This is a genomic window from Micromonospora sp. NPDC047465, assembly GCF_040643125.1.
GTDB lineage: Bacteria > Actinomycetota > Actinomycetes > Mycobacteriales > Micromonosporaceae > Micromonospora.
In genome coordinates this window covers 53,804-75,097 of record NZ_JBEYTP010000025.1, presented here as the reverse complement: position 1 = coordinate 75,097, position 21,294 = coordinate 53,804, and the positions used below count along the sequence as shown (strand labels likewise).

Genomic DNA, 21,294 nt, shown 5'->3' with positions numbered 1-21,294 from the left:
GAGGTTCGACGAAAGCCGAACACGGGCAGCGAACTGTCGTTACGCAACCTGACTAGTATGCCGCACGACCGGCGGCGGGTCTAATCGGGGTTACCTAGCTCACTTGATGATCTTGGTGACGAACCCGGCGCCGACGGTGCGGCCACCCTCGCGGATCGCGAACTTGAGGTTCTCCTCCATGGCGATGGGCTGGATCAGCTTCACCGTCATGGTGGTGTTGTCACCCGGCATGACCATCTCGGTGCCCTCGGGGAGCGTGACGACACCGGTGACGTCCGTGGTCCGGAAGTAGAACTGCGGACGGTAGTTCTGGAAGAACGGGGTGTGCCGGCCGCCCTCCTCCTTCGAGAGGATGTAGACCGTCGCCTCGAACTCCGTGTGCGGGGTCGTGGTGCCCGGCTTGATGACGACCATGCCGCGCTCGACGTCCTCGCGCTTGATGCCACGCAGCAGCAGACCGACGTTCTCGCCCGCGCGGGCCTCGTCGAGCAGCTTGCGGAACATCTCGATGCCGGTGCAGGTGGTCTTCATCGACTTCTCGCGGATGCCGACGATCTCCACCTCCTCGTTCGGCTTGAGCACGCCGCGCTCCGCGCGACCGGTGACGACGGTGCCACGACCGGTGATCGTGAAGACGTCCTCGATCGGCATCAGGAACGGCTTCTCGGTCTCGCGCTGCGGCTGCGGGATCGCGGTGTCGACAGCGGTCATCAGGTCCAGCAGCTTGCCGGTCCACTCGGGGTCACCCTCGAGGGCCTTCAGCGCCGAGACCCGGACGACCGGCAGGTCGTCACCCGGGTACTCCTGCGACGAGAGCAGCTCGCGGACCTCGAGCTCGACGAGCTCCAGGAGCTCCTCGTCGTCGACCATGTCGCTCTTGTTGAGCGCCACGACGATGTACGGCACGCCGACCTGGCGGGCCAGCAGCACGTGCTCGCGGGTCTGCGGCATCGGGCCGTCGGTCGCCGCGACCACCAGGATCGCGCCGTCCATCTGCGCGGCACCGGTGATCATGTTCTTGATGTAGTCGGCGTGACCGGGGCAGTCGACGTGCGCGTAGTGCCGCGCCTCGGTCTGGTACTCGACGTGCGAGATGGAGATCGTGATGCCGCGGGCCTTCTCCTCCGGCGCCTTGTCGATCGCGTCGAACGGCGTGTACGGGTTGAGGTCCGGGAACTGGTCGTGCAGGACCTTGGTGATGGCCGCCGTCAGCGTCGTCTTACCGTGGTCGATGTGACCAATGGTGCCGATGTTGACGTGCGGCTTAGTCCGCTCGAACTTCGCCTTCGCCACTGGTGTCCTCCTGTGGACTTCTTGGTTCGTTCGCCCCGGCGCGCCGGTCGGCGCTTAGGACTCTGTCGACAGCCTTTCCGGCCTGGCGGCCGGAGAGCTTTGGTGGGTTCTGCGGCGATGAAGCCTACAGGCCCGGTCTCACGCATCCCGACCGAGGTGGTCGCGGGCGGGGAGCCCTCCCGCGACCGCCCCGGATCAACGGAGCACGTCAGGTGAGGTCACTCACCCGTCGCCTTGGCGATGATCTCCTTCGCGACCGAGGCCGGAACCTCGGCGTAGGAGTCGAACTGCATGCTGTAGCTAGCCCGGCCCTGGGTCTTCGACCGCAGGTCGCCGACGTAGCCGAACATCTCCGACAACGGCACCAGGGCCCGGACGACGCGGGCGCCGCTGCGCTCCTCCATCGCCTGGATGATGCCACGGCGGGAGTTGAGGTCGCCGATGACGTCACCCATGTTCTCCTCGGGAGTGGTGACCTCAACGGCCATCATCGGCTCGAGCAGCGCGGGGTCGGCCTTGCGGGCCGCCTCCTTCATCGCCATCGAGCCGGCGATCTTGAATGCCATTTCCGACGAGTCGACCTCGTGGTACTGGCCGTCCACCAGGGTGAGCTTGACGCCCACCAGGGGGAAGCCGGCGAGGATGCCGTACTGCATGGCGTCCTGCGCGCCCGCGTCCACCGACGGGATGAACTCCCGGGGGATGCGGCCACCGGTCACGGCGTTGGCGAACTCGTAGGTCGGGGCGTCGTTGCCCAGCGGCAGCGGCTCCAGGCTGATGATCACCCGGGCGTACTGGCCGGAACCACCGGTCTGCTTCTTGTGGGTGTACTCGACCTTCTCCACCTTGCGGCGGATGGTCTCGCGGTACGCCACCTGCGGCTTGCCGATGTTCGCCTCGACGTTGAACTCGCGGCGCATCCGGTCGACCAGGATGTCCAGGTGCAGCTCGCCCATGCCGGAGATGACCGTCTGGCCGGTCTGGTCGTCCAGCTTGACGCGGAAGGTCGGGTCCTCCTCGGCCAGCCGCTGGATGGCGGTGCTGAGCTTCTCCTGGTCGGCCTTGGTCTTCGGCTCGATGGCGACCTCGATGACCGGCTCCGGGAAGGTCATCGACTCCAGGATGACCGGGTTCGCCGGGTCGCACAGGGTGTCACCGGTGGTGGTCTGCTTGAGACCCTGCACCGCGATGATGTCGCCCGCCTGGGCCGAGCTGCGCTCTTCCCGCTTGTTGGCGTGCATCTGGTAGATCTTGCCGATCCGCTCCTTGCGGTCCTTGGTGGAGTTGACCACCTGGGAGCCGGACTCGAGCGTGCCGGAGTAGAGCCGGACGTAGGTGAGCTTGCCGAGGTGCTTGTCCGTCTGGATCTTGAAGGCGAGGCCCGAGAACGGCTCCGACTTGGACGGCTTCCGCTGCATCGGCGTTTCGCCGTCGGTGGCCGTGCCCTCGATCGCCGGGATGTCCAGCGGCGACGGCAGGTACGCGACGACGGCGTCGAGCATCGGCTGGATGCCCTTGTTCTTGAAGGCGGTGCCGGTGAGGACCGGGTTGGCCTTGCCGCCGATGGTGGCCCGACGGATGGCGGCCTTGATCTCCTCGACGGAGATCTCCTCGCCCTCCAGGTACTTCTCCATCACCGCGTCGTCGACGTCGGCCAGGGTCTCCATCAGCTTCTCGCGCCACTCGGCGGCGGAGTCGGCGAGGTGGGCCGGGATCTCCTCGACCGTGTAGTCCTCACCCTTCTGGGTCTCCCCGCGCCAGGTGAGCGCCCGCATCTCGATAAGGTCGACCACGCCGATGAAGTCGGACTCGGCGCCGATCGGGATCTGGAGCACGAGCGGGGTGGCGTTGAGCCGGTCGATCATCATCTGCACGCAGCGGAAGAAGTCGGCGCCGGTCCGGTCGAGCTTGTTGACGAAGCACATCCGGGGGACGTTGTACTTGTCCGCCTGCCGCCAGACGTTCTCCGTCTGGGGCTCCACGCCGGCGACACCGTCGTAGACCGCGACCGCACCGTCCAGCACCCGCAGCGACCGCTCGACCTCGACCGTGAAGTCGACGTGGCCGGGCGTGTCGATGATCTGGATCGTGTGGCCCTTCCACTCGCACTTGGTGGCGGCGGAGGTGATGGTGATACCGCGCTCCTGCTCCTGTTCCATCCAGTCCATCACGGCGCCACCCTCGTGGGTTTCGCCGATCTTGTACGTGATACCGGTGTAGAACAGGATCCGCTCGGTGGTGGTGGTCTTACCAGCATCGATGTGGGCCATGATGCCGATGTTGCGTACGTTGGCGAGCGCGTCTGCGGCGGCCACTTCAATCCCTACTTATCGTCGTCTCGACACAACTGGTGGCGGTTCCGGCGTCACGCGGACGCCGGAACCAGGGTGTTACCAGCGGTAGTGCGCGAAGGCCTTGTTGGACTCGGCCATCTTGTGCGTGTCCTCGCGCCGCTTGACGGCGGCACCGAGGCCGTTGCTCGCGTCCAGCAGCTCGTTCATCAGCCGCTCGACCATGGTCTTCTCGCGACGGGCGCGGGAGTAGGTGACCAGCCAGCGCAGGCCCAGGGTGGTCGCCCGGGCCGGGCGGACCTCGACCGGGACCTGGTAGGTGGCGCCACCGACGCGGCGGCTGCGCACCTCGAGGGTCGGCTTGACGTTGTCCATCGCCCGCTTGAGGGTGACGACCGGGTCGGTGCCGGACTTCTCGCGGCAGCCCTCGAGGGCCGCGTAGACGATGCGCTCGGCGAGCTGGCGCTTACCGCGCAGCAGGATCTTGTTCACCAGCTGGGTGACCAGCGGCGAGTTGTACACCGGGTCAGCGACCAGCGGCTTCCGCGGAGCGGGTCCCTTACGCGGCATCTCAGCTCTTCTCCTTCTTCGCGCCGTAACGGCTGCGAGCCTGCTTGCGGTTGCGGACACCCTGGGTGTCCAGCGAGCCGCGAACGATCTTGTACCGCACGCCGGGGAGGTCCTTCACACGGCCGCCGCGGACGAGCACGATCGAGTGCTCCTGCAGGTTGTGGCCGACGCCCGGGATGTAGGCGGTCACCTCGATCTGGCTGCTGAGCTTGACACGAGCGACCTTGCGGAGCGCCGAGTTCGGCTTCTTCGGGGTGGTGGTGTACACGCGGGTGCACACGCCGCGCCGCTGGGGAGACCCCTTGAGCGCCGGGGTCTTCGTCTTGGTCGTCTTGGCCTGACGGCCCTTTCGGACCAGCTGCTGAATGGTGGGCACCGGGCTTCTCCGCTCCCTTCGGCCGCTGTGTGGCGGCCGCGCCTTCTGCCGTAGCCGACCTGATGACCGGCTCTCCTACATTCCGACCAGGGCCACCTCGCGGAGGTCCCGGCACCCGCGGTCGGGCGTGTCGCCCAGCTCACGGTCCCGGCGTCGGCGCTCACGCGTGTCGACCGGGGTCTTTCACCGGCACACGGCAGGCCGCGCGCCGGATCTTTGGCTTTGTCGTGCTCCCACGCGATCTCCGGATCGCCGGATCCAGCGCACGCACGAGTCGCCCGGGCTTGCCCGGGCACAAGGGGAAAGAGTACCTACCACAAGCGCCCAGGTCAAAACGGAGTGGCCGGCGTAGCGTCTCACCCGCCCGCCGATCGAACCCGTCGCGCCTGCCCGCCCGTGATGGGCACCTACGGTCACAAGTGTACCGGCTTCCCCAGGAACCGACCCGTCGACCCCGGGGCGGCCCCGCTCACGCCCGGCCGTCGCGGTTCCGCGTCACGCCAGCGCCACCAGCAACGCCAGCCCCAGCCCGAGCAGGCTGAGCAGCAGGCCCGCCCCGCCGCAGCTCACGCCGGCCACCGCCAGCCCCCGCCCGGTGAACCGGACCGCCGGCGGCGGCGCCGCACGGCGGATCTGCCGCAGCCCGAACAGGCCGGCGACGACCGCGCCCGCCCCCGCCAGCACGCCCAGCACGGTGAAGGCGCCGGCCGCCCAGGCGCCACCCATGCCGGCGACCGCGCCGAGGCAGACCACCAGCAGCGCGACGAGGATCGAGACGATCCCGGCCACCAGCGAACCGAGGGCGAGGCCGGAGGTGACCGGGGGCACGTCCAGGTGCACCACGCCGAACGGCGTGCCGGCGACCGCCTCGACCCGCTTCGGCGGCCGGCCCGGCTCCCGCGGCGGCGGAGGCGTCCGGGCCGGGAGGGCGGAGCCGCCACCCCAGCCGGGACCCGGAGGCGCGCCGGGACCCGGGCCCGGAGGCGCGCCCCAGCCGCCGGACGCGGGCGGTGGCGTGTGTCCCGTCGGGGCGGGCGGGGCAGCCGCGTCGGGCCGTGCCCACTGCCCCGCGTCGGACGGGGCGGCGTCCGGGTGCGTGGCGGGGGGCGCCGCGGGGTCGCTGCCCGGGAAGCGCGCCGGTTCCGTCACGGGTCCTCCTGTCGACGTCTCGGCGTCCACCGCCGCGCGACGGACACCGGGCCAGGCTACCGCCGGCGGGCGGACGGCCCGCTCCCGGCGGGACCCGTTCCCCCGGGCGGTCAGTCCACGTTCGGCGCGAAGTCCTGCCCGTAGGGCGCGTCGGCGAGGCGGACCACCCCGACCACCACCGCGGCCACCACGGTGACCGCGACCAGGATCAGGCCCGCCCAGGCCAGCCGCTCCCCCTGGCGCAGCCAGGCCGCGCCGGTCAGGAAGCCCCCCGACGCGTACGCCTCGCGGCGCGCCTGCCGGGCGAGCTGGAGCGCCACCGTGGCGGGCACCACGCCGCCGACGAACAGGCCGGTCAGCGCGCCGATCAGGCCCAGCGCGAAGACCGCCTTCGCCTTGGTGGCCCGGGCCGGGTCCGGGTCGAGCGGGTGGCGCGGCGGCACCGGCGGGGCGACGGGCGCCTGCCCGGGTGCGGTCGTCATGCCCTCCATCATGCCCCGGCCCCGCCGGATCGGGCCGGCCGATCCCCGGGACGCGACGAGGCCCCCGGCGGCTGCCGGGGGCCTCGTCGTCCGTGCTGTTTAGCGGTACGACCCGAAGTCGAAGTCGTCCAGCGGAACCGCCTGGCCGCTGGCCGGCCCGAAGCCGTAGTCGGTCTCGGGGTAGCCGGTCATCGAGTAGACCTTGGCCTTCGCCTCCTCGGTCGGCTCGACCCGGACGTTGCGGTACTTGCTGATGCCCGTACCGGCCGGGATGAGCTTACCGATGATCACGTTCTCCTTGAGGCCGACGAGCGAGTCGCTTCGCGAGTTGATCGCCGCGTCGGTCAGCACCCGGGTGGTCTCCTGGAAGGAGGCCGCCGAGAGCCAGGAGTCGGTGGCCAGCGAGGCCTTGGTGATACCCATCAGCACCGGGCGCCCGGCGGCGGGCTCGCCGCCCTCGGAGACGAGTCGGCGGTTCTCCGACTCGAACAGCGCCCGGTCGACCAGCACGCCCGGCAGGAACTCGGTCGAGCCGGAGTCGATGACCGTCACCCGCTTGAGCATCTGGCGGATGATGATCTCGATGTGCTTGTCGTGGATGAGCACACCCTGCGAGCGGTAGACCTCCTGGACCTCCTGGGTCAGGTGGACCTGGACCGCGCGCGGGCCGAGGATGCGCAGCAGCTCGTGCGGGTCGATGGTGCCCTCGGTGAGCTTCTCGCCGACCTCGACGTGGTCGCCGTCGTGGGTCCGCAGCCGGACCCGCTTGGAGATCTTGTCGTAGACGATCTCGTCGCTGCCGTCGTCCGGCACCACGATGATCTTCCGCGACCGCTCGCCGTCCTCGATCCGGATCCGACCCGGGGTGTCGGCGATGGGCGCCTTGCCCTTCGGGACCCGGGCCTCGAAGATCTCCTGGACACGGGGCAGACCCTGGGTGATGTCCTCACCCGCGACACCACCCGTGTGGAAGGTACGCATCGTCAGCTGCGTACCCGGCTCACCGATCGACTGGGCGGCGATGATGCCGACCGCCTCGCCGACGTCCACGGTCTTGCCGGTCGGCAGCGAGCGGCCGTAGCACGCGCCGCAGACGCCCAGCTTCGACTCGCAGGTGAGCACGCTGCGAACCCGGACCGTCTCCACCCCGGCGGCGACAATCTTGTCGACCAGGATCGAGTTGATGTCCTGGCCCCGCTCGGCGACGACGGTGCCGTCCGGCCCCTTGATGTCGTCGGCCAGCGTCCGGGCGTGCACGCTGGTCTCGGCGTGCTCGTGCACGACCAGCTTGCCGTCGATCCGCTCGCCGATCTGCATCGGGATGGCGCGGTCGGTGCCGCAGTCCTCCTCGCGGATGATCACGTCCTGCGAGACGTCCACCAGACGACGGGTCAGGTAACCCGAGTCGGCGGTACGCAGGGCGGTGTCCGCGAGACCCTTCCGGGCACCGTGCGTGGAGATGAAGTACTCCAGCACGGAGAGACCCTCCCGGTAGCTGGCCTTGATGGGCCGCGGGATGATCTCACCCTTCGGGTTGGCCACCAGACCACGGATCGCCGCGATCTGCCGGAGCTGGAGGAGGTTACCGCGGGCACCCGAGTTGATCATCTTCCACAGCGGGTTCTCCTGCGGCAGCGCGGTGTCCATCTCCTTGGCGACCTCGTTGGTCGCCTTGGTCCAGATCTCGATGAGCTCGCCGCGGCGCTCCTCGGCGGTCATCAGACCACGCTGGTACTGCTTGTCGATCCGGTCGGCTTCCTTCTCGTACCGCTCCAGGATCTCCCGCTTGCGCGGCGGAGCGATGACGTCCTCCATGCCGATCGTCACGCCGGACCAGGTGGCCCAGTGGAAACCGGCCTCCTTGAGCCCGTCCAGGGTGGCGGCCAGCGCCACCTTGGGGAAGCGCTCGGCGAGGTCGTTGACGATCGCGGAGAGCTGACCCTTGCGGATCTCGTAGTTCACGAAGCGGTAGCCCTGCGGCAGCGTCTCGTTGAACAGCACCCGGCCGAGGGTGGTCTCCACGGTCAGCGGGTCGCCCTCGACCCAGCCCTCCGGGGCGGTCCACGGCTCGGCGCCGGCGCCGTTGTCGACCCCGACCACGCCGCGCAGCCGGATCTTCACCGGAGCCTGCAGGTGCAGCTCGCCGTTGTCGAAGGCCATCCGGGCCTCGGCGTCCGAGCTGAACGCCCGGCCCTCGCCCCGCTCACCGGCGGTGAGGTGGGTGAGGTGGTAGAGGCCGATGACCATGTCCTGGGTGGGCATGGTGACCGGCTTGCCGTCGGCCGGCTTGAGGATGTTGTTCGACGACAGCATCAGGATCCGCGCCTCGGCCTGGGCCTCGGCGGACAGCGGCACGTGCACCGCCATCTGGTCACCGTCGAAGTCGGCGTTGAACGCGGTGCAGACCAGCGGGTGGATCTGGATGGCCTTGCCCTCGACCAGCTGCGGCTCGAAGGCCTGGATGCCCAGCCGGTGCAGGGTCGGCGCCCGGTTCAGCAGGACGGGGTGCTCGCCGATGACCTCTTCCAGCACGTCCCACACGACCGGCCGCTGCCGCTCGACCATCCGCTTGGCGGACTTGATGTTCTGCGCGTGGTTGAGGTCCACCAGCCGCTTCATCACGAACGGCTTGAACAGCTCCAGCGCCATCTGCTTGGGCAGGCCGCACTGGTGCAGCTTGAGCTTCGGGCCGACCACGATGACCGAACGGCCGGAGTAGTCGACGCGCTTGCCCAGCAGGTTCTGGCGGAACCGGCCCTGCTTGCCCTTGAGCATGTCGGACAGCGACTTGAGCGGGCGGTTACCCGGGCCGGTGACCGGCCGGCCGCGACGGCCGTTGTCGAACAGCGCGTCGACGGCCTCCTGGAGCATCCGCTTCTCGTTGTTGACGATGATCTCGGGCGCGCCGAGGTCGATCAGCCGCTTGAGGCGGTTGTTCCGGTTGATCACGCGGCGGTACAGGTCGTTCAGGTCGGAGGTCGCGAAGCGGCCACCGTCGAGCTGCACCATCGGGCGCAGGTCCGGCGGGATGACCGGGACGCAGTCCAACACCATGCCGAGCGGCGAGTTGCGGGTGTTCAGGAACGCCGCGACGACCTTGAGCCGCTTGAGCGCCCGGATCTTCCGCTGGCCCTTGCCGGAGCGGATGGTCTCGCGCAGGCTCTCGGCCTCGGCGTCGAGGTCCATGTTCTGGACCAGCGCCTTGATGGCCTCGGCGCCCATGCCGCCGGTGAAGTACTCGCCGAACCGGTCCCGCAGCTCGCGGTAGAGCAGCTCGTCGGTGACCAGCTGCTTCGGCTCCAGCTTGCGGAAGGTGTCGAGCACCTCGTCCAGGCGGTCGATCTCGCGCTGGGCCCGGTCGCGGATCTGGCGCATCTCGCGCTCTCCGCCCTCCTTGACCTTGCGCCGGACGTCCGCCTTGGCACCCTCGGCCTCCAGCTCGGCCAGGTCGGCCTCGAGCTTGGCGGCCCGCTTCTCGATCTCCGAGTCGCGGCTGTTCTCGGCCTGCCGCTTCTCGGCCAGGATCTCGTTCTCGATCGTCGAGAGGTCGCGGTGACGCGCCTCGGCGTCCACGCTCGTCACGACGTACGAGGCGAAGTAGATGATCTTCTCGAGGTCCTTGGGGGCGAGGTCCAGCAGGTAGCCCAGCCGGCTCGGCACGCCCTTGAAGTACCAGATGTGGGTCACCGGAGCGGCGAGCTCGATGTGGCCCATGCGCTCACGGCGGACCTTCGACCGGGTCACCTCGACGCCGCAGCGCTCGCAGATGATGCCCTTGAAGCGGACCCGCTTGTACTTACCGCAGTAGCACTCCCAGTCCCGCTGCGGACCGAAGATCTTCTCGCAGAAGAGCCCGTCCTTTTCCGGCTTCAGGGTGCGGTAGTTGATCGTTTCAGGCTTCTTGACCTCGCCGTGCGACCACTGACGGATGTCGTCGGCGGTGGCGAGGCCAATGCGCAGCTCGTCGAAGAAGTTGACGTCGAGCACTATGTCCCCTATGTCGTCGTCTGTACTGCTAGCTAGTGGGTGGGGTCGGGAGCCGGCGAGCCGGCCCCCGACCGCTCACCTCAGACCTCTTCGACCGAGCTCGGCTCGCGCCGGGACAGGTCGATGCCCAGCTCCTCCGCGGCCCGGAACACCTCGTCGTCGGTCTCGCGCATCTCGAGGGCCACACCGTCGCTGGAGAGCACCTCGACGTTGAGGCACAGCGACTGCAGCTCCTTGAGCAGCACCTTGAACGACTCGGGGATGCCCGGCTCGGGGATGTTCTCGCCCTTGACGATCGCCTCGTAGACCTTGACCCGGCCGAGGACGTCGTCGGACTTGATCGTCAGCAGTTCCTGCAGGGCGTACGCGGCGCCGTACGCCTGCATCGCCCAGCACTCCATCTCACCGAAGCGCTGGCCACCGAACTGCGCCTTACCACCCAGCGGCTGCTGCGTGATCATCGAGTACGGGCCGGTCGACCGGGCGTGGATCTTGTCGTCGACCAGGTGGTTGAGCTTCAGGATGTAGATGTAGCCGACCGCGATCGGGTCCGGCAGCGGCTCGCCGGAGCGGCCGTCGAACAGCCGCGCCTTGCCACTGGAGCCGATCAGCTGCTTGCCGTCCCGGTTGGGCAGGGTCGACGCGAGCAGACCGGAGATCTCCTCCTCACGGGCGCCGTCGAAGACCGGGGTGGCCACGTTCGTGTCCGCCTCGGACTCGTGGGCCTCGATCGAGCGGAGCTGGCGCTTCCACTCGGCGTCGTCGCCCTCGACCTTCCAACCGGTCTTGGCCACCCAGCCGAGGTGGGTCTCCAGCACCTGGCCGATGTTCATCCGGCTCGGCACACCCAGCGGGTTGAGCACGATGTCGACCGGCGTGCCGTCCTCCAGGAACGGCATGTCCTCGATCGGCAGGATCTTGGAGATGACGCCCTTGTTGCCGTGGCGGCCGGCGAGCTTGTCACCGTCCTGGATCTTCCGCTTCTGGGCGACGTAGACCCGGACCAGCTCGTTGACGCCCGGCGGCAGCTCGTCGCCGTCCTCGCGGGAGAAGGTACGCACGCCGATGACCGTGCCGGTCTCGCCGTGCGGCACCTTCAGCGAGGTGTCGCGGACCTCGCGCGCCTTCTCACCGAAGATCGCGCGGAGCAGCCGCTCCTCCGGGGTCAGCTCGGTCTCGCCCTTGGGCGTGACCTTGCCGACCAGGATGTCGCCGGGGACGACCTCGGCGCCGATCCGGATGATGCCGCGCTCGTCGAGGTCGGCGAGCATCTCCTCGCTGACGTTCGGGATGTCGCGGGTGATCTCCTCCGGGCCCAGCTTGGTGTCCCGGGCGTCGACCTCGTGCTCCTCGATGTGGATCGAGGTGAGCACGTCCTGCTGCACGAGGCGCTGCGACAGGATGATCGCGTCCTCGTAGTTGTGCCCCTCCCAGGTCATGAACGCCACGAGCAGGTTGCGCCCGAGCGCCATCTCGCCCTCGTCGGTGCACGGACCGTCGGCGATGACCTGGCCGGCCTCGACACGGTCGCCCTCGAAGACCACCGGCTTCTGGTTGACGCAGGAGCCGGCGTTGGAGCGGCGGAACTTGTGCAGCAGGTACGTGCGGCGGTGGCCGTCGTCCTGGTGGATGGTGATGTAGTCGGCGCAGAGGTCCTCGATGACGCCACCGACCTCGGCGACCACCACGTCACCGGCGTCGACCGCGGCACGGTATTCCATGCCGGTGCCGACCAGCGGCGACTCGGCCTTGACCAGCGGCACCGCCTGGCGCTGCATGTTCGCGCCCATGAGCGCCCGGTTGGCGTCGTCGTGCTCGAGGAACGGAATCATCGCGGTCGCGACCGAGGTCATCTGCCGCGGCGACACGTCCATGTAGTCCACGGCCGCCGGCGGGACGTCCTCGGTCTCGCCGCCCTTACGACGGACCAGGACGCGGTCCTCGGCGAACGTCCCGTCGGCTGTCAGCGGCGCGTTGGCCTGCGCCTTGACGAACCGGTCCTCCTCGTCCGCGGTCAGGTAGTCGATCTGGTCGGTGACCCGACCGTCAACGACCTTCCGGTACGGCGTCTCGATGAAGCCGAACGGGTTGACCCGGGCGAAGGTGGACAGCGCGCCGATGAGGCCGATGTTCGGGCCTTCCGGCGTCTCGATCGGGCACATCCGGCCGTAGTGGGACGGGTGCACGTCGCGGACCTCGAAGCCGGCCCGCTCCCGGGACAGACCACCCGGGCCGAGCGCGCTCAGCCGGCGCCGGTGGGTCAGGCCCGCCAGCGGGTTCGTCTGGTCCATGAACTGGGACAGCTGCGAGGTGCCGAAGAACTCCTTGATCGCCGCCACGACCGGGCGGATGTTGATCAGGGTCTGCGGCGTGATCGCCTCGACGTCCTGGGTGGTCATCCGCTCGCGGACGACCCGCTCCATCCGGGACAGCCCGACCCGGACCTGGTTCTGGATCAGCTCGCCCACCGTACGCAGGCGCCGGTTGCCGAAGTGGTCGATGTCGTCGGCCTCGTAGCCCTCCTCACCGGCGTGCAGCCGGCAGAGGTACTCCACGGTGGCGACGATGTCGTCCTCGGTCAGCGTGCCGGTGGTGATCGGCACGTCCAGCTCGAGCTTCTTGTTGAACTTGTAACGACCGACCTTGGCGACGTCGTACCGCTTCGGGTTGAAGAAGAGGTTGTCGAGCAGGGTCTGGGCGTTCTCGCGGGTCGGCGGCTCGCCAGGGCGGAGCTTCCGGTAGATGTCGAGGAGCGCCTCGTCCTGGCCGGCGATGTGGTCCTTCTCGAGCGTGGTCATCATCAGCTCGGACCAGCCGAACCGCTCGCGGATCCGCTCGGCCGACCAACCGATGGCCTTGAGCAGCACCGTGACGGCCTGCCGGCGCTTGCGGTCGATGCGAACGCCGACCGTCTCGCGCTTGTCGATGTCGAACTCCAGCCAGGCACCCCGGCTGGGGATGACCTTGACGCTGGAGAGGTCGCGGTCGGAGGTCTTGTCCGGCTGCTTGTCGAAGTAGACGCCCGGGGACCGGACGAGCTGGCTGACCACGACGCGCTCGGTGCCGTTGATGATGAAGGTGCCCTTCGGCGTCATCATCGGGAAGTCACCCATGAACACCGTCTGGCTCTTGATCTCGCCGGTGGTGTTGTTGGTGAACTCCGCGGTCACGAACAGCGGGGCGCAGTAGGTCAGGTCCTTCTCCTTGCACTCCTCGATCGAGGCCTTGACCTCGTCGAAGCGCGGAGCCGAGAAGGAGAGCGACATGGTGCCGGAGAAGTCCTCAATGGGACTGATCTCGTCGAGGATCTCCGCGAGACCCGAGCGTGCGTGCGGGTCGTCCGCCGACCGGCCCTGCCAAGCCTCGTTGCCGACGAGCCAGTCGAAGGACTCGTTCTGGATGGCGAGGAGGTTGGGGACCTCGAGGTGTTCGGTGATCCTGCCGAATGAGACTCGGCGGGGAGCGAATGCGCTCGACGTACGACTGGTCTTCGCAGGGCGGGAAGCTGCCAAGATGCGTCCTTCCGAGGACCGGTGCTGCAGAACGGCTGGTACGCGTGCACTCCAATGACCCCGCCAGAATTATCCGTAAACGGACATTTCCGAACAGGGGTCAAGTCGGAAGGCAGCGCAAACTAGCAGTGTAGCCGAGAGGCTAACCGCTGTCCAGCCCACCCCGCAGGTCGTCGCGGAACGCGCCTCGGGACCCCTGGAACCGGGTCTCACCGGGCCGCTCGGAACGCGACGTTCCTGCCGGGCCGCTCGGGTGTCGCGGCCGATGGTGCTGCCGCTGCCATTACCCAAGTGGTGGCCGTTGCAAGCGCGGAAGGTCTTGCTGGTGTCAGCGTGCCTGTCAGCCCGGGGCCGCGTCAAGGGCCGGCATCCGGGTCGCCCCGTCTTTCCCACCCAGGGGCTACCGCCACACACCGCGTACGCGGCGACGCCAGGCGTGGACGCCCTGCTCACCGCGCTGCGACCCGGCCACCAAGACAGCGGGCGGCGATCCACTGTCGGATCACCGCCCGCCGTGACGCGGTGTGCCCCGGCTCACGTGAGCCGGACGCGCGCCTGGTCGACCTCAGGTCACTTGAGGGTGACCTTGGCGCCCTCACCCTCGAGCTTGGCCTTGGCCTTCTCGGCGGTCTCCTTGTTGGCCTTCTCCAGGACGGCCTTCGGAGCGGCCTCGACCAGGTCCTTGGCCTCCTTGAGGCCCAGGCCGGTCAGCTCGCGCACGACCTTGATGACCTGGATCTTCTTGCCGCCGTCAGCCTCGAGGATGACGTCGAACTCGTCCTTCTCCTCCTCGACCGGAGCGGCCGTGGTCGGGCCGGTCGGGCCGGCGACGGCGACCGGAGCCGCGGCGGTGACCTCGAAGGTCTCCTCGAACTGCTTCACGAACTCGGAGAGCTCGATCAGCGTCATCTCCTTGAACGCGTCGAGCAGCTCGTCGGTGCTGAGCTTCGCCATGTCTGGCGTCCTTTCCTGAATCTGTTAGGTAAGAACTGGGTGCGCCGCGGGGCCTCAGGCCGCCTCGGCGCCCTCCTTCTCGCGCTTGTCCGCCAGGGCGGCCGCCGCACGGGCGGCCTTGGAGAGCGGGGCCTGGAACAGGGCCGCGGCCTTGCTCAGGTTGCCCTTCATCGCGCCGGCCAGCTTGGCCAGCAGCACCTCACGGGACTCCAGGTCGGCGAGCTTCGTGACCTCGGCCGCGGAAATGGCCTTGCCCTCGAAGACACCGCCCTTGATGACGAGCTTCGGGTTGGCCTTCGCGAAGTCGCGAAGGCCCTTCGCCGCCTCGACGACGTCGCCCGAAACGAAAGTCAGCGCGGTAGGACCGGTGAACATCTCGTCGAGACCGGAGATGCCAGCGTCGGACGCGGCACGCTTCGCGAGCGTGTTCTTCGCGACCGTGTAGCTGGTCTCCTTACCGAGCGAGCGCCGCAGCTGGGTGAGCTGGGAAACCGTCAGACCGCGGTACTCGGTCAGCACCGTGGCACCCGCGTTGCGGAAGCTCTCGGTCAGCTCAGCGACGGCCGTGGCCTTGTCGGCCCGGATCGGCTTGTCCGCCATGTCCCTCCTCTCTCGTTGCTCGAGGCTGGTCACCGTCGTCGGCCGGAGCGTTCGACGGGAGCGGAGGCATCACGAGAACGAGAAAGCCCCGGCGCAGGGCGCACGGGGCGAGGGCCGGGACACGGGCACAGTCGGCGGACCGTGCTCAGCACCGATTTTCGCTTACCGCCCTGCGCGGGTCGCCCGTCGTCGCGGGACCTTCGACCGTGCCGGGGCACGGTGACCAGCGGTCTCTGGGTGGAACTTCGCGCCAAGGTTACGCGAAGAGTGCCCTGACCACCAAATCGCCCCCGGGTGCACCGCGTCACCCCCTCTTGCACCGGGAGCGGGCCCCGGTCAGGGCCGGGTGCGACGCCGCCACAGGTAGGCTGCCCCGGCGGCCGCGCTCCACGCCACGGCCCAGCCGGTCAGCAGCGCCACGGTCGACGCGGCCAGGGCGCCGGCGGCGGCCCGCGCGGTCGCCATCACCGGCGGCGCCAGCCACGGCGCCACCGAGCCGGTCAGGCCGAGGGCGACCGCGCCGACCCCGCCGAGCGCGAGCACGGCGACGCCGTAGCCGGCGCTGCCCGCGCAGGCGCGGCTGGCCAGCGCCCCGAGCGCCACCGCCGCGGGTACGGCCAGCAGGTGCGCCCACAGGCCGACGGCGAGGCCGAGGGGCACCGAGCGGTCGTCCGGCCCCACGGGGCCGGCGACTCCGCCGACCAGCCAGGGGAAGACCAGCGCGACGACCACCGTGCCGAGCCCGGCCACGCCGGCGGCGAGCAGGCCGGCCAGCCGCTCCCAGCGCACCCCGACCAGCGCCTGGGCCAACCGGCGCTGCACGTCGGGCTCCACGTCCAGCAGCACCTTGGTCTGCCAGGCCAGCACCGGGAAGAGCACCACCGCCGAGACGCCGTACGCCTCTCCCGGCTGGGCCCGGCCGCCGCCGTAGAGGACGCCGAGGGCCACCAGGCCCGCGAGCAGCGGCGCCAACGCCCGCCCCGTCCGTAGGAAGCCGGCCAGCCGCAGCCGGAGCAGGGCGGTCACCCCGCTCCCCCGGTGGCCGGACCGGTCGGCTCCGCCACGCCGGCCTCCGCCGCCCCCTCGGCGATCGCGACCCCGTCCGGCGTGCCTGAGGGGGTCGGCGCCCCGGGGCGTACGCGCAGGACGTGATGGCCCTCGGCGCGCAACCGGGCGACGGTGCCGGCGACCCGCGCGGCCGGCACCGCGACCTCGACCACCGCCATCGCCGCGTCGGCCGGCGGCGCGCCCTCGGTGACCGTGCCGTCGGCCACCGTCCAGCGGCGGGCGCCGGGCAGTCGGGCGATCTCGCCGCGGTGGTCGCTGACCAGCACCGACCCGCCCGTTGCCAACACCTCGGCGATCACCGCGGGCACCAGCTCCCGGGTGGCGGCGTCGAGGCCCTCCCACGGCTCGTCGAGCACCAGCAGGCCGGGGGTACGCAGCATCGCCTGGGCCAGGCCGACCTTCTGGGCGGTGCCCTTGGACAGCTCCGGCAGCCGGATTCGGCGGAACCGGGCCAGGCCCAGCCGGTCGGTCCAGTGGTCGACCGCCCGGCCCGTCGCCGCCGGATCGAGGCCGGCGACCCGACCCATGGCGGTCAGGTAGCGCTCGACGGTGAAGGGCTGGTCGGCCGGGAAACGCTCCGGGACCCACCCGACGTGTCGGGGGCGGTCGATCACGCGCCCCCGGCTCGGCCGCAGCACCCCGGCCGCCACCTGGAGCAAGGTCGACTTGCCCACGCCGTTGCGGCCGAGCACGACCACGACCTCACCGGAACCGACCCGCACATCCGTCTCCCGCAGCACCCACGGCCCGCGCCGCCGGTACCGCAGCCAGACGTTCTCCAGTCGCACCCGGCCGAGCATGCCACAGCGGAAAGGGAACGGGGCGCCGCCACGATGTGGCGACGCCCCGTCACGGGTGCTGCGGGTGCTCAGCCCTCGGCCGGGGCCTCCTGCAGGTTCTTCACCAGGTTCGGGTCGACCGGGACGCCCGGGCCCATGGTGGTGGTGAGGGTGACCTTCTTGAGGTACTTGCCCTTCGCGGCGGACGGCTTGGCCCGCAGGACCTCGTCGAGGACCGCCGCGTAGTTGTCGATCAGCTGGGCCTCGGAGAACGAGGCCTTGCCGATGATCAGGTGCAGGTTGGAGTGCTTGTCCACCCGGAAGGTGATCTTGCCGCCCTTGATGTCCGAGACGGCCTTGGTGACGTCCATGGTCACCGTGCCGGTCTTCGGGTTCGGCATGAGACCGCGCGGGCCCAGGATCCGCGCGATCCGGCCGATCTTGGCCATCTGGTCCGGCGTGGCGATCGCCGCGTCGAAGTCGAGCCAACCACCCTGGATCCGGGCGACCAGCTCGTCGGTGCCCACCTCGTCCGCACCGGCGGCGGCGGCCTCCTCGGCCTTCGCGCCGGCGGCGAAGACGATCACGCGGGCGGTCTTACCGGTGCCGTGCGGCAGGTTGACCGTGCCACGGACCATCTGGTCCGCCTTGCGGGGGTCGACGCCGAGGCGCATCGCGACCTCGACCGTGGCGTCGAACTTGACGTTGGTGGTCTCCTTGGCCAGCTTCACGGCCTCGGCGGGGGTGTAGAGCTTGGACCGGTCGACGACCTCGGCGGCCTTGCGGTAGCTCTTGCTGCGCTGCATGTTCTGGTAACTCCTGTGGTCTATGGCGGGCCGCGGCGTCCGCGCGCCCTCCCACGAACTGGATCTGGCGGTGACCGGGGTCAGTCGGTGACGTTGAGGCCCATCGACCGGGCGGTGCCGGCGATGATCTTCTCAGCCTGGTCGACGTCGTTGGCGTTGAGGTCAGCCATCTTCTTCTCGGCGATCTCGCGTACCTGGGCGCGGGTGACCGAGCCGACCTTCTCCTTGTGCGGGACGCCCGAGCCCTTCTGCACGCCGGCGGCCTTGATCAGCAGCCGGGCGGCGGGCGGGGTCTTCAGCACGAACGTGAAGCTGCGGTCCTCGTAGACGCTGATCTCGGCGGGGACGATGTCGCCCCGCTGGGACTCGGTCTGCGCGTTGTAGGACTTGCAGAACTCCATGATGTTCACGCCGTGCTGGCCGAGCGCGGGGCCGACCGGCGGCGCCGGGGTGGCCTGGCCCGCCGGCAGCTGAAGCGTGAAAGTCTTGACGAGCTTCTTCTTCGGAGGCATGTCTCTTCCTGGGGCTTGAAACTGGGAAAGGTGCCGGCCGCGGGCGCGCACGGTCAGCGCGATGCGACAGCGGCGACGTTCTAGGGTAGCGCAGCGTCCCGCCGCCCCTCCCGCCGAGGTCGCACGGGCGGGTGGAACGAGTACGCCGACGGCGGGCTGCTGCCCACCGCCGGCGACCGGGACCTCAGATCTTGGCGACCTGGTTGAAGTTAAGCTCCACCGGCGTCTCGCGGCCGAAGATCGACACGAGCACCTTGAGCTTCTGCTGGTCGGCGTTGATCTCGCTGATCGTCGCCGGCAGCGAGGCGAAGGCACCGTCGGTGACGGTGACCGAGTCGCCGACCTCGAAGTCGAGGACCTTGATCTCGGGCTTGGCCTTCTTCTGCTCGGTCTCGACGGCCGGCGCCAGCCACTTCAGCACCTCGTCGAGGGAGAGCGGGGCCGGGCGGTCGGCCCGGTCCGTCGCGCCCACGAAGCCGGTCACGCCCGGCGTGTTGCGCACGCAGGAGTAGGACTCCGCGGTCAACTCCATCCGGACCAGGATGTAGCCCGGGAAGACCTTGGCCTGCACCTGCGACCGCTTCCCGTTCTTGACCTCGACCTCTTCCCGGGTCGGCACCTCGACCTGGTAGATGTAGTCCTCCATGTCGAGGCTCGTGATCCGGGTCTCGAGGTTGGTCTTGACCTTGTTCTCGTAGCCGGCGTACGAGTGCACCACGTACCAGTCGCCCGGCGCGTAACGCAGCTTCTGCCGCAGCTCGGCGACCGGGTCGTAGTCCTCGTCCGGGGCGGGCTCGGTGGTGGGGAACTCCGGCTCGCTGGCGGCCTCGACCGACTCGTCACCAGCCGCCGTCGCCACCGTGGACTGCTCGTCCGTGGTCTCGGCGGTCTCGTCGTACTCAGGCACGCTCGCTCACTTCCGTCACTATCGGCTTAGTCGGCCGGTCAGCTGGGGTTGCCGAAGACCCACAGCACGCCCTTCGCGAAGGCGAAGTCCAGGCCGGCCACGATCGTCAGCATCACCGCGACGAAGGCGACCACCACGGCCGTGTAGGTCAGCAGCTCCTTGCGGGTCGGCCAGATGACCTTACGCAGCTCGGCCACGACCTCGCGGATGAATCGGGCGATGCGACCGAACAGACCGACGCGATCGGTGTCCGTCTTGGTCTTGGGCCGGCTGTCGGCCGACTCGGCCTTCGCCCGCGACCGCGTCGCGGTGCCGCCCCGGGAGACCGGTTCCTCGGCGTCGGTGGCGTCGTCGTCGGCCACGTCGTCGACGACCTCGTCGTGCAGACGGTCGTCGCCGGCGTCCTCGCCGCGCCGCTTCTTGTCGGCCACTTCGCCCTCCGTCGCGGGATGTCGGGTCGCACGCGGTGGGCGTGCGCAGCGCTTGGTCACGCCGGCCGGACCAACCGTCCCGCGACGGGCCGCGGCCGGTGGACCGGCCGGACGGACCCGAATGCCTCGGAACCACCCCGCCGATGCCACCACCACGGGCCGGACGCCGCCCTACGGCGGCGCGACCCACGGGAACGGTCAGGCCTGAGGCGCAGGGGTGACAGGACTTGAACCTGCAGCCTGCGGTTTTGGAGACCGCTGCTCTGCCAATTGAGCTACACCCCTGTGCGGCAACGCTCACCCCGCCCGGTCAGAGGACCGTGCAGGGTCACTTGCCCCACGGCGGACCAGTGTACGGGTAGTCGCACGACTTTCCCAACCGGTCTGCCCATCGCGCGTCGCGCGCCTGGTCAGCGGGCCGTCCGGACGGTCGCCCGGGCCTGCGAGAGCACCTTCTCCCCCCGGCAGGTCGCGGTCACGTCGAGCCTGGTCAGGCCCTCCTCGGTGACCTCCCGGACGACCGCCGTGACCTCGATCTCGGTGCCCTCGTCGTCGTCGGGGACGACCACCGGCCGGGTGAAGCGGACGTTGTAGTCGACCACCGCGTCCGGCCTGCCGGCCCACTCCGTCAGCGCGCGGCCGACCAGCGCCATGGTGAACATGCCGTGGGCGATCACGCCGGGCAGACCCACCTTGGTGGCGAACCGGTCGCTCCAGTGGATCGGGTTGAAGTCCCCCGAGGCGCCGGCGTAGCGGACCAGGTCCGCGCGCGTCACCCGGAACGTCTTGGCTGGCAGCTCCATCTCAGCCCTCCCCGCGTACGACGAGCTTCGACCAGACGGTCACCACCGGCTCCCCGGCCGACGTGCCGACCTCGGTGCGGGTGGTCAGGAAGTCGTGCCCGCCGCGGCTGCTGACGTCCTCGACGACGCAGACGCAGACCAGCTCGTCCCCCGCCACCACCGGACGGGTGTAGGCGAAGCGCTGGTCGCCGTGGACGACCCGGCTGTAGTCCACGCCGAGGGCCGGGTCGTCGATGATCTGCTGGCTGGCGGCCATGCTGACCACCACGGGGAAGGTCGGCGGGGCGACCACGTCCGGGTGGCCGAGCGCGCGGGCGGCCTCCGGGTCGTGGTGGACCGGGTCGGCGGCGCCGATCGCCGTCGCGAACTCACGGATCTTTTCTCGGCCCACCTGGTAGGGGGCGGTCGGCGGGTACGTCCGGCCGACGAAGGACGGGTCCAGGGACATGCCGCGAACCTACACGCAAAACAAGATCGCCGATCCGTACGGGGCGGCGGCGGCCGGAGCCGCGCCGTCCTGACGGACCGGCGATCGGGAAGTGCGGGGACCGGGCCGGCGGAGCCGGCCGTGGGTCAGCGGGTCTCGCGGTGGACCGTGTGCTTGCCGTCCCGCGGGCAGAACTTCTTCAGCTCGATGCGGTCCGGGTCGTTACGACGGTTCTTGCGCGTGATGTAGTTGCGCTCCTTGCACTCCACACACGCCAAAGTGATCTTCGGCCGGACATCGGTCGCCTTCGCCACGGCGGAGTGCCTTCCTCGCTACGGATAACAACT

The 21,294-nt window shown here is 69.7% G+C and carries 19 protein-coding genes and 1 tRNA gene; all 20 read right to left on the bottom strand.

What is annotated here, in order from left to right; all coding sequences use genetic code 11:
- Positions 1 to 99: 99 nt before the first annotated feature.
- Complete coding sequence (gene tuf, locus ABZ793_RS22200) at positions 100 to 1,293, bottom strand: elongation factor Tu (protein ID WP_357460242.1); 1,194 nt, start codon at positions 1,291 to 1,293, stop codon at positions 100 to 102.
- Between the two features lie 218 nt (positions 1,294 to 1,511).
- The gene (gene fusA / locus ABZ793_RS22195; RefSeq protein WP_357460240.1) at positions 1,512 to 3,608 is read right to left on the bottom strand and encodes an elongation factor G; all 2,097 of its coding nucleotides are present in this window, start codon (positions 3,606 to 3,608) and stop codon (positions 1,512 to 1,514) included.
- A gap of 75 nt (positions 3,609 to 3,683) precedes the next feature.
- Complete coding sequence (rpsG, locus tag ABZ793_RS22190) at positions 3,684 to 4,154, bottom strand: 30S ribosomal protein S7 (RefSeq protein WP_013735957.1); 471 nt, start codon at positions 4,152 to 4,154, stop codon at positions 3,684 to 3,686.
- A gap of 1 nt (position 4,155) precedes the next feature.
- Positions 4,156 to 4,530, bottom strand: a complete 375-nt coding sequence (gene rpsL, locus ABZ793_RS22185) for a 30S ribosomal protein S12 (protein WP_007465318.1) — start codon at positions 4,528 to 4,530, stop codon at positions 4,156 to 4,158.
- Between the two features lie 495 nt (positions 4,531 to 5,025).
- Entirely contained in the window at positions 5,026 to 5,373 is a 348-nt protein-coding gene (locus ABZ793_RS22180) for a hypothetical protein (RefSeq protein ID WP_357460299.1), read from the bottom strand.
- A gap of 416 nt (positions 5,374 to 5,789) precedes the next feature.
- Positions 5,790 to 6,161, bottom strand: a complete 372-nt coding sequence (locus tag ABZ793_RS22175; protein ID WP_357460237.1) for a hypothetical protein — start codon at positions 6,159 to 6,161, stop codon at positions 5,790 to 5,792.
- 99 nt (positions 6,162 to 6,260) lie between these two features.
- Positions 6,261 to 10,148 (bottom strand): DNA-directed RNA polymerase subunit beta', encoded by a 3,888-nt coding sequence (locus ABZ793_RS22170; RefSeq protein WP_350682017.1) that lies wholly within the window; start codon positions 10,146 to 10,148, stop codon positions 6,261 to 6,263.
- Between the two features lie 80 nt (positions 10,149 to 10,228).
- A complete protein-coding gene (locus ABZ793_RS22165) occupies positions 10,229 to 13,660 on the bottom strand; it encodes a DNA-directed RNA polymerase subunit beta (RefSeq protein ID WP_357460233.1) in 3,432 nt (1,143 codons plus the stop codon).
- 570 nt (positions 13,661 to 14,230) lie between these two features.
- Positions 14,231 to 14,614: a 50S ribosomal protein L7/L12 gene (rplL, locus tag ABZ793_RS22160; RefSeq protein ID WP_357460231.1), complete on the bottom strand. Its 384-nt coding sequence runs from the start codon at positions 14,612 to 14,614 to the stop codon at positions 14,231 to 14,233.
- A gap of 54 nt (positions 14,615 to 14,668) precedes the next feature.
- Positions 14,669 to 15,214: a 50S ribosomal protein L10 gene (rplJ, locus tag ABZ793_RS22155; protein ID WP_091102532.1), complete on the bottom strand. Its 546-nt coding sequence runs from the start codon at positions 15,212 to 15,214 to the stop codon at positions 14,669 to 14,671.
- A 336-nt stretch (positions 15,215 to 15,550) separates the two neighbouring features.
- A complete protein-coding gene (locus tag ABZ793_RS22150; RefSeq protein WP_357460228.1) occupies positions 15,551 to 16,240 on the bottom strand; it encodes a hypothetical protein in 690 nt (229 codons plus the stop codon).
- Complete coding sequence (locus tag ABZ793_RS22145) at positions 16,237 to 17,070, bottom strand: ATP-binding cassette domain-containing protein (RefSeq protein ID WP_357460225.1); 834 nt, start codon at positions 17,068 to 17,070, stop codon at positions 16,237 to 16,239. Before ABZ793_RS22145 ends, ABZ793_RS22150 begins: the two co-directional genes overlap by 4 nt.
- 80 nt (positions 17,071 to 17,150) lie before the next feature.
- On the bottom strand, positions 17,151 to 17,867 hold the full coding sequence (rplA, locus tag ABZ793_RS22140) for a 50S ribosomal protein L1 (protein ID WP_357460223.1): 717 nt from the start codon (positions 17,865 to 17,867) through the stop codon (positions 17,151 to 17,153).
- Positions 17,868 to 17,947: 80 nt separating this feature from the next.
- Positions 17,948 to 18,379, bottom strand: a complete 432-nt coding sequence (gene rplK, locus ABZ793_RS22135; protein WP_350711556.1) for a 50S ribosomal protein L11 — start codon at positions 18,377 to 18,379, stop codon at positions 17,948 to 17,950.
- A gap of 184 nt (positions 18,380 to 18,563) precedes the next feature.
- Positions 18,564 to 19,286 (bottom strand): transcription termination/antitermination protein NusG, encoded by a 723-nt coding sequence (gene nusG, locus ABZ793_RS22130; protein WP_357460220.1) that lies wholly within the window; start codon positions 19,284 to 19,286, stop codon positions 18,564 to 18,566.
- Positions 19,287 to 19,324: 38 nt separating this feature from the next.
- Positions 19,325 to 19,717 (bottom strand): preprotein translocase subunit SecE, encoded by a 393-nt coding sequence (gene secE, locus ABZ793_RS22125; protein WP_357460218.1) that lies wholly within the window; start codon positions 19,715 to 19,717, stop codon positions 19,325 to 19,327.
- Between the two features lie 212 nt (positions 19,718 to 19,929).
- A tRNA-Trp gene (locus ABZ793_RS22120) sits at positions 19,930 to 20,002 on the bottom strand.
- Between the two features lie 125 nt (positions 20,003 to 20,127).
- On the bottom strand, positions 20,128 to 20,520 hold the full coding sequence (locus ABZ793_RS22115) for a MaoC family dehydratase (RefSeq protein WP_350681617.1): 393 nt from the start codon (positions 20,518 to 20,520) through the stop codon (positions 20,128 to 20,130).
- 1 nt (position 20,521) lies between these two features.
- Positions 20,522 to 20,968, bottom strand: a complete 447-nt coding sequence (locus tag ABZ793_RS22110) for a MaoC family dehydratase N-terminal domain-containing protein (RefSeq protein ID WP_357460215.1) — start codon at positions 20,966 to 20,968, stop codon at positions 20,522 to 20,524.
- A 125-nt stretch (positions 20,969 to 21,093) separates the two neighbouring features.
- Entirely contained in the window at positions 21,094 to 21,261 is a 168-nt protein-coding gene (gene rpmG / locus ABZ793_RS22105; protein WP_013288652.1) for a 50S ribosomal protein L33, read from the bottom strand.
- Positions 21,262 to 21,294: the final 33 nt, after the last annotated feature.

Excerpts from the sequence above, each read along its gene's own strand:
- rpsG (WP_013735957.1), bottom strand. The coding sequence starts at position 4,154 with ATGCCGCGTAAGGGACCCGCTCCGCGGAAGCCGCTGGTCGCTGACCCG.
- ABZ793_RS22175 (WP_357460237.1), bottom strand. The coding sequence starts at position 6,161 with ATGACGACCGCACCCGGGCAGGCGCCCGTCGCCCCGCCGGTGCCGCCG.
- rplL (WP_357460231.1), bottom strand. The coding sequence starts at position 14,614 with ATGGCGAAGCTCAGCACCGACGAGCTGCTCGACGCGTTCAAGGAGATG.
- rplJ (WP_091102532.1), bottom strand. The coding sequence starts at position 15,214 with ATGGCGGACAAGCCGATCCGGGCCGACAAGGCCACGGCCGTCGCTGAG.
- rplA (WP_357460223.1), bottom strand. The coding sequence starts at position 17,867 with ATGCAGCGCAGCAAGAGCTACCGCAAGGCCGCCGAGGTCGTCGACCGG.
- rplK (WP_350711556.1), bottom strand. The coding sequence starts at position 18,379 with ATGCCTCCGAAGAAGAAGCTCGTCAAGACTTTCACGCTTCAGCTGCCG.
- ABZ793_RS22115 (WP_350681617.1), bottom strand. The coding sequence starts at position 20,520 with ATGGAGCTGCCAGCCAAGACGTTCCGGGTGACGCGCGCGGACCTGGTC.
- ABZ793_RS22110 (WP_357460215.1), bottom strand. The coding sequence starts at position 20,968 with ATGTCCCTGGACCCGTCCTTCGTCGGCCGGACGTACCCGCCGACCGCC.